This is a genomic window from Streptomyces sp. NPDC056527 (assembly GCF_042794475.1).
GTDB lineage: Bacteria > Actinomycetota > Actinomycetes > Streptomycetales > Streptomycetaceae > Streptomyces.
On sequence record NZ_JBHTTQ010000006.1, the window covers coordinates 45,995 to 53,461 of the forward strand.

Genomic DNA, 7,467 nt, shown 5'->3' on the forward strand with positions numbered 1-7,467 from the left:
GCGGTACAGCTTTGACTCTGGCATATGCCAGGGTGGTGCGCCCCAGCGTATGACGCTGGGGCGCCGCACTATTCTCGCCAACAGCCGCCCCGAAAAGGGGCCTTGGCGGCTATCGTGGTACGGAAGCTTGCGGTCACAACCTGGTAGGGGGAAACCGTGGCGCTGAAGCCCGAGCCCACCGCGCCGTTCCACTCGGTGCAATACGCCCTGCGCGTCCTTGAGACGGTCTCACGGCACGGTGGCGGGGTGACGGACGTCCAGATCGCTCGTGAGACCGGTCTGCCCGTCGCCCATCTGTCCTCCCTGCTGCTGATGCTCCGCCGTGAGGGGTATGTCGAGCAGGTCGCCGACGGCGCCTATGTGATCGGCGATTCGCTGGTCCTCCTGGGCTCCGGTCTCACCCGCCGCGAGGCGCTGGAGGGCAAGCTCCAGGAGACGCTGACCGAGCTGCGCGACTCCGTCGGCGCCGCGGTCTACATCAGCCGGTACATCGACGGCGAGGTGAAGATCACCCAGTTCGCCGCCGGCCCGCGCACGCCCGCGGTCAACGAGTGGGTGGACTTCCGCTCGGCCGCCCACGCCAGCGCGGTCGGCAAGTGCCTGCTGACCCAGCTGGACCAGAACGGCCGCCGGGACCACCTCTCGCGCCACAAGATCGCCCGGCTCACCTCCCGGACGATCACCAACGAGAAGGTGCTCTTCTCCAAGCTGGACAGCCAGCCGCCGACGGTCCCGGTGCTCGACCTCCAGGAGTACGCCGTGGGCACGGTCTGCGCGGCGGTTCCGCTGACGGCCGGTGCGGCCGTGGGCTGCCTGGCGCTCTCCCTTCCCATCGAGCACGCCCACCGACTGCGCTCGGCGGCGGACACCCTGAACCGCAGGGCGGCTCCCGTGGTGCTCTCGCTGGCGATCTGAGACACGCGACCCGGTCCTCGGAGGTGGTGGTCGGAACCACCCCTGAGGACCAGGTAGTATTTTCTCTGTCAGCAGGCGCCGCTAGCTCAGTTGGTTAGAGCAGCTGACTCTTAATCAGCGGGTCCGGGGTTCGAGTCCCTGGCGGCGCACAGACGGAAGAAGCCCCTCGCGCAAGCGGGGGGCTTCTTCGTGTGCCCGGGACCGGTCAGGCCCGCAGATAGGTGAGGACGGCGAGGACCCGGCGGTGGGTGTCCTCGGCGGGCGGCAGGTCCAGCTTCCCCAGGATGTTGCCGATGTGTTTGCCGACGGCCGCCTCCGTGACGACGAGCCGGCGGGCGATCTCCCCGTTCGAGTGCCCCTCGGCGACCAGCGCCAGGACCTCCCGCTCGCGCGGGGTCAGCGCCGCCAGCGGATCGCGATGGCGGCGCAGCAGCTGCCGTACGACCTCGGGGTCCACGACCGTGCCGCCCTCCGCGACCCGGGTGAGGGCGTCCAGGAACTCCTCGACCTGGCCGACCCTGTCCTTGAGGAGGTAGCCGACACCGGTGCCGTCGCCCGCGTCCAGGAGGTCGGCGGCGTAGGTCCGCTGCACGTACTGGCTCAGGACGAGGACGGGCAGACCGGGGCGGTCGACCCGCAGGGCGACCGCGGCGCGCAGCCCCTCGTCCTGGAAGCCGGGCGGCATCCGGACGTCCGTGACCACGATGTCCGGGTCGTGCTCGGTGACGGCCGCGTGCAGTCCGTCGGCGTCACCGACCGCGGCGACGACCTCGTGGCCGAAGCGGGCGAGCAGCCCGATCAGCCCTTCGCGGAGGAGGACGCTGTCCTCGGCGAGGACGACGCGGAGCGATCGGGCTGTGCGGGACAAGGGATCTCCACTCGCAGGAGGGTCGGGCCGCCGGCCGGGCTGATGATCGTCAGTGTGCCATCGAGGACGGCGAGCCGGTCGGCGAGACCGGTGAGGCCGCTTCCCCGATCCGGGTCCGCGCCTCCCCGTCCGTCGTCCTCGATGTCGATCCGGAGGTGCCGGGAGGCGTGGCGCGCGGTGATCCGGGCCGCGGTGGCGCCGCTGTGCTTGCCGATGTTGGCGAGGGCCTCGCAGACGGCGAAGTAGCCGGCGCTCTCCACGGCGGTGGGCAGCCGGGGCAGGTCGACGTCGGTGTCGACGGGGACGGCGGAGCGGTCGGCGGCATCGGTGAGGGCCGCGCCGAGGCCGTAGTCGGCGAGCACCTGCGGGTGGATGCCGTGGATGAGTTCGCGCAGCTCGGTCAGGACCCGGCCGGCCTCCGCGTGGGCCTGGGTGAGCTGGTCGGCGAGCGGTCCCGGCGGAGCGTCGAGACGGGCGAGGCCCAGCGTCATCGTGAGGGCGACCAGGCGTTGCTGCGCGCCGTCGTGGAGATCGCGCTCGATCCGGCGCCGCTCGGCCTCGAAGGCGTCGACGAGCCGGGCCCGGGAGGCGGTGACCTCGCCGATCCGGTCCCTCAGCTCGGCCTCGCGGGGGGCGAGCAGGGCGCGGCTCAGGGCGGCACGGGCTCCGGCGAGGGCGGCGAGCGGATAGAGGAGGGCGACGAGGAGTACCGCTCCGAGGAGCGCGGCGGCGAACGCCTGCGGATAGGAGGTGACCAGGTACGCCTTGACGACCTTGGCCTCCTCTCCGTCGGCGGCGAACTGGAGGGGTGCGCTGATCAGTGCGGCGGGCAGGCCGAGGGCGACGGCGAGGACGATCAGGTCGAGCGGCCACAGGACGGTGGCGTGCAGGACGGCGTACGCGAGCTCCCGCCAGGTGGCCTGTTCCCTGACCCGTACGCGGAGCCAGGCGGCGAGGCCGGGGCTGTCGGGGACCCGGTGCGGATCGACGGTCGGGTCGAGGTCGACGAGCCGCAGCCGGCGGCGCTCGATGCCGCCGAGGGCGACCCCGGTCAGGAGGAGGAGCGGGAGCCCGACGAGCACGAAGGAGAAGAGGACGAGGACGAGCAGGACCAGCAGGGCGGCCGCGCCGGTGATCACCCCGGTGGCGAGGTAGCCGGCGGACCGCCAGGGCCAGTCGCCGCGCGGGAATCGGGGCCGGGTGAGGGCCTGCCAGGGGGTTCGGGGCTCCATGGCCCCCACGGTAGGGGCCGGTCGGCGCGCGGGACCATCGGTCTGGCGGGTGTACGGGGGTATGCCTGGCCCTACCCCGGGACGCCGGGGCCTCGGGGTGAACGGCCGTGGCGGGCGTACGCGGTGTGGAGGGCGGTGACCGCCTCCGGCGTCAGCGGCTCGTACGGGCTCCCCGCCTCCGGGCGCCACCAGACCGGGTCCTCGCAGAGGAAGGCGTCCCGGCGCAGCGCCACGCGGTGGATCTTGTTCGTGGCCGTCAGGGGCAGCTCGGGGACCAGGCGTACGAACCGCGGCGGCATCTTGGTGCCCAGGTCCGGCTGGGCGGCGAGGAACTCCTGGAAGGCGGCCGGGTCGAAGGCGGTGTCCTCGCGCAGGGCGATCGCGGTCATCACCTGGTCCCCCGCGACCGGGTCGGGTATCGCGTAGACGGCGACGCCGGCGGCGCGGTCCCAGCGGGAGAGGATCCGCTCGATCACGGCCGCGGCGAGGTTCTCGCTGTCGACGCGCAGCCGGTCGTCGGTCCGCCCCGCGAAGTAGAGGAAGCCGTCGGTGTCCCGGTAGAAGAGGTCGCCGGTCCAGTACCAGCCTCCGCGCAGCCGCGCCGACTCCGCCTCGGGGTTGCGCCAGTAGCCCTCGAAGGGGTTCCGGCCGCGGTTGACCAGTTCGCCGATGGCCGCGGAGGCGTTGAGGAGCCGGCCTTCGGGCGAGAGGGCGGCGGTCTCGCACTCCTCACCGGTCGCCGGATCCACCACCACCAGGTCGTCCCCCGGCGCCGCCCTGCCGATGGCCCCGGTCGGGGTGTCCGGGGTGCGCTGGATCGCCGCGCCGCCCTCGGAGGAGCCGTACCCCTCCACGAGTCCGACCCCGAACCGCTCCTGGAAGCGGGCCGCGTCCACCGCCCCCGCCTCCGTACCGAAGCCGAGGCGCAGCCGGTGCTCGCGGTCGTCGGGGCGCGGCGGTGTGGCGAGCAGGTACTGCACCGCCCGTCCCACATAGGTGAAGTACGTCGCGCCGAACTCCTGGACGTCCGGCAGGAAGCGGGAGGCCGAGAACCGGTCGCGCAGTGCCACGCCCGCGCCGGTGGCGAGCGCCGGGGCCCAGTCCGCGATGACCGCGTTGCCGTGGAACATCGGCATGCAGATGTAGTGCACGTCCTCGGGCCGAAGCCGGAACTGGGAGACGAGCGAGGCACCCGCGGCGGCGAGGCGGCCCTGGCTGCAGATCGCCGCCTTGGGAGCGCCGGTCGAGCCGGAGGTGAAGTAGAGGAGCAGCCGGCTGTCGGGGCGCACCGGGCGGGCCACGGCCTCGCCCGGCTTCGCGCCCTCGAAGGGCGTGAGGAGTGCGCGGTACGCGTCGGTGTCGGTCACCAGCACCCGTACGCCCGGCAGGGGGAGCCCGTCGAGCAGGGGAAGGTACGCGCGCTGGGTGACCAGGACACGGCAGTCGGTGTGGGCGATGTCGCGGGCCAGTTCGGCCCCCCGGCGGGTGGGGTTGATGCCGGCGACGGCGGCCCCGGCGAGGGCCGCCGCGCTCAGCCAGAGCGGGAATTCCGGCGTGTTGTCGAGGAGCACCCCGAGGTGCGGCTCAGCACCTCGGGGCAGCAGATCGACGAGCAGTGCGGCCCGTGCGGCGGCGCCGGCGGCGACCTGGTGATGGGTGAGGACCGTCTCGTGGCTCCTCAGTCCGACCCTGTGATCGCCCCATTGACGCTGTACGAGCTCCGCCACGGTCATACGCCGGACGATAACTGACTAACCGTCAGAACTGAACATCCGAGCAGGCGTAGAAGGCGTTCGCGGTGTCCGCGATCGTCCACACCGCCAGGATCACATGCCTGCCGGTCTTGCCCGCCGGGATGGTCCCGGAGTGCGAGAGCGTGGCCGGCGGCTGCTGGTTGTTGTACGGGACGGTGAGGAAGGGCTGCGGGTCGAGCGCGGCCCGCGTGAGCCTCTGGGTGCCGTTCCAGCCGTTCTTGGTGATGTAGTACTTGAAGTCGGTGGTGCTGTGACGGGCGGTGAACTGCCAGCGGAAGCTGTAGCTCTGACCCGCCGTGACCCTCGTGGTGGGCCAGGCGCCACCACGCGGGTCGTCGAGCTGGGCGAACTGCGTGAGACCGGCGGAACAGATCTTTCCGTCGGCGGGACCGGCGGCGGGGAAGCCCTTGGGGCCCTCGACGGACTGCGGCTCCCACTGGATGTTTCCGCAGTTCGTCACGGTGCCGTTGGCGCAGAGCTTCTGGCGGCTGATCGGGGAGTCGGTGTAGCCGTGGCTGCTGGCGCTGCTCGTGGCGAAGAGGGAGGCGCCGGCGACGCCGAGCGCCACCGCCGCCACGCCTATCTTTTTGCGCATGTGTCACTCCAGGTGAACGTGGGGGAGTTCGGTGACCCGTGGTGCACGCGTGCGGTAGAACCTATTCCGGTCTAGACCAAGTACCAAGGTATTGACGGAACTTGAACATGTCCATACCAATCACGCGCCTTCCACCGGACCGGTACGGCCGGTGTAGAACGCCACCGTCAGGTCCTTGACCAGCGCCTTGCGCTCGTAGTCGTCCAGCTCGACCAGACCACGCGTGGTCAGCCGGTGGACCACGTCGTCCACCGCGTCCACGACGGAGGTCAGCACGCTGTCCCGGTGCTTGGCGTCGATCGCGGCGATCCGCCGGCGCTGCATCGCGGCGGCGACCTCGGGGGCGTACTCGATGCGGGTCGGCTGCGCCGAGAACACGTCGATGCCCACCGGGGCGCACTCCGCGGAGAGCATCCGGGTCAGGGCCTCGCCGACGGCCTCCGCGTCGCGCAGGGTCGGGGCGTCCTCGTGGAAGGCGTCCGCCGGGAGCTGGGACAGGACCCGTGCCATCGCGGCCTCGACCTGCTCGCGCAGGTACTCCTCGTGGCCGTCGACCCCGAGGGCGGCGCGGACGGTGTCGCGGATGCGCCAGACGACGAGGACGACGACGCGGAGCGCCGTGCCCTTGGCGTCCACCGCGGAGAGCGGCTCGCTGCGCCAGTGGCGGAGGCGGACGTCGACGCGGCGGCGGAGGAGCAGAGGGCTGACCCAGACGAGACCGGTACGGCGGACGCTGCCGCGGTAGTCGCCGAAGAGGGTGAGGACCCAGGCGTAGCCGACGCGGCCGCGGCCGAGACCGCCGAGGGTGAAGAGGACGGCCAGCACGCCGAGGGCGAGCAGGGCCCACTGTCCGAGGTGGATGCCGTGGTACGGACGCGGGGTCACCCGGAGCATCCGGGCCAGCTCCCCGGGCACGGCCCCGGCCCACCACAGGACGGCCGCGCACCCGGCGAGTGCGAGGAGGCCGCCGACGACCCCCAGCCACCCGGGAAGGACGGCGCCGTCGCGCTCGACGAGCTTGGGGTCGGCGGTGGGGGCGGGGCGGGCGGGCTCGGGGCGGGCGGGGGCGGGGATGACGGCCTTGGCCACGACGGGAGGTGCCATGGCGATGGTGGCGGGCCCGCCGTCGTCGTCCGGCTCGGGCTCGTCCCGGAAGAGCAGGTGCACGGGGATCGACCCGGTGGTCTCGGCCCCGATCACGGTCTTGCGCCGCCCGCCGATCCGGGGCGCCGCGGCCGCGACCGCGGCGGGCGCCTCGGCGGCGACGGGCACGGCGATCACACCGACTTCGGCCGCCCCGATGATCCGCCGCATCTCGTCCACGTGCCCGGCTGCGCCGGGGTGCTTGCCGGGCGCGGTGGACGAACCGGGCCGGTTGTCCGAGCGGGCCGCCGCCTCGGCAGGCCGGGCGCCCGGGCCCTTCGCCGCGACCGGCGTACCGGACGGGTTCACCGAACCCGAAGCGGCGGGGAAACCGGGCCCGTTGCCCGCCGACACGCCGGGGCGCGGGCCCGAGCCACCGGCCGCGGTCGGCGACGCGCCGGGCGAACCGGCCCGCTTGTCCTGGCCGGACCCGGCCGTTGCACCGGGGAGTGCCGGGGCGGCGGGCCGCCCGTCCGATCCACCTGCCACGGCGGGTGCGCCGGGCGATCCGGCCCGGGCATCCTGACCGGTCCCGACAGCACCGGAGGGCGCCTGCGGACCGCCCGACGGAGTCACCGAACCCGCCGAAGCCCACGGCGAACCAGGCCAATCGGCAGGCACGTCAGGCCCGGCCCCCGACCCACCGAGCCCATCCGAGCCGACGGGAGAACCGGACCGCACGCCCGAACCGACCGTTGCCGCACCACCGGCGACACCCGCCACGCCGGAGCGCGCGTCCCGGCCACCGGCCGCCGCCGACGCGACCGACGGGGTCGCCGAGGCGGCGGGACCGACCGTTGCCGCGCCACCGGGAGCAGCCGACACACCAGAGCGCGCCTCCGACCCACCCGCCGCCGCCGACGCGACCGACGAGGCCACCGAAGCACCGGACGACGCGCCCGGGACGGCCGAAGCACCGGGCCGATTCTCCGGACCGACGCCCGCCGCACCACCGGCAGC

At 73.4% G+C, this 7,467-nt stretch carries 6 protein-coding genes and 1 tRNA gene; 2 read left to right on the forward strand and 5 right to left on the reverse strand.

The features are described from left to right. Positions 1 to 156 precede the first annotated feature (156 nt). Both ACFQ7Q_RS05200 and ACFQ7Q_RS05205 read left to right on the forward strand, forming a co-directional pair. A complete protein-coding gene (locus ACFQ7Q_RS05200) occupies positions 157 to 915 on the forward strand; it encodes an IclR family transcriptional regulator (RefSeq protein ID WP_260229692.1) in 759 nt (252 codons plus the stop codon). A 75-nt stretch (positions 916 to 990) separates the two neighbouring features. Next, positions 991 to 1,064 (forward strand) — tRNA-Lys (locus ACFQ7Q_RS05205). 56 nt (positions 1,065 to 1,120) lie between these two features. On the opposite strand, the gene ACFQ7Q_RS05210 is transcribed toward ACFQ7Q_RS05205, so the two are convergent. From ACFQ7Q_RS05210 to ACFQ7Q_RS05230, 5 genes are all read right to left on the reverse strand, one after another. Then, on the reverse strand, positions 1,121 to 1,783 hold the full coding sequence (locus ACFQ7Q_RS05210; RefSeq protein WP_383550147.1) for a response regulator: 663 nt from the start codon (positions 1,781 to 1,783) through the stop codon (positions 1,121 to 1,123). Next, the gene (locus tag ACFQ7Q_RS05215) at positions 1,714 to 3,015 is read right to left on the reverse strand and encodes a sensor histidine kinase (protein ID WP_383550150.1); all 1,302 of its coding nucleotides are present in this window, start codon (positions 3,013 to 3,015) and stop codon (positions 1,714 to 1,716) included. Before ACFQ7Q_RS05215 ends, ACFQ7Q_RS05210 begins: the two co-directional genes overlap by 70 nt. Positions 3,016 to 3,086: 71 nt before the next feature. Continuing rightward, positions 3,087 to 4,748 (reverse strand): AMP-binding protein, encoded by a 1,662-nt coding sequence (locus tag ACFQ7Q_RS05220; protein WP_383550153.1) that lies wholly within the window; start codon positions 4,746 to 4,748, stop codon positions 3,087 to 3,089. A gap of 25 nt (positions 4,749 to 4,773) precedes the next feature. Then, positions 4,774 to 5,364 (reverse strand): lytic polysaccharide monooxygenase, encoded by a 591-nt coding sequence (locus tag ACFQ7Q_RS05225; protein WP_383550156.1) that lies wholly within the window; start codon positions 5,362 to 5,364, stop codon positions 4,774 to 4,776. A 120-nt stretch (positions 5,365 to 5,484) separates the two neighbouring features. Beyond that, a complete protein-coding gene (locus ACFQ7Q_RS05230) occupies positions 5,485 to 6,996 on the reverse strand; it encodes an SPFH domain-containing protein (protein WP_383550158.1) in 1,512 nt (503 codons plus the stop codon). Between the last annotated feature and the right edge of the window lie 471 nt (positions 6,997 to 7,467).

Bases quoted from the DNA above. Each gene is read 5' to 3' on its own strand.
- ACFQ7Q_RS05215 (WP_383550150.1), bottom strand. From the start codon at position 3,015: ATGGAGCCCCGAACCCCCTGGCAGGCCCTCACCCGGCCCCGATTCCCG.
- ACFQ7Q_RS05220 (WP_383550153.1), bottom strand. From the start codon at position 4,748: ATGACCGTGGCGGAGCTCGTACAGCGTCAATGGGGCGATCACAGGGTC.
- ACFQ7Q_RS05225 (WP_383550156.1), bottom strand. From the start codon at position 5,364: ATGCGCAAAAAGATAGGCGTGGCGGCGGTGGCGCTCGGCGTCGCCGGC.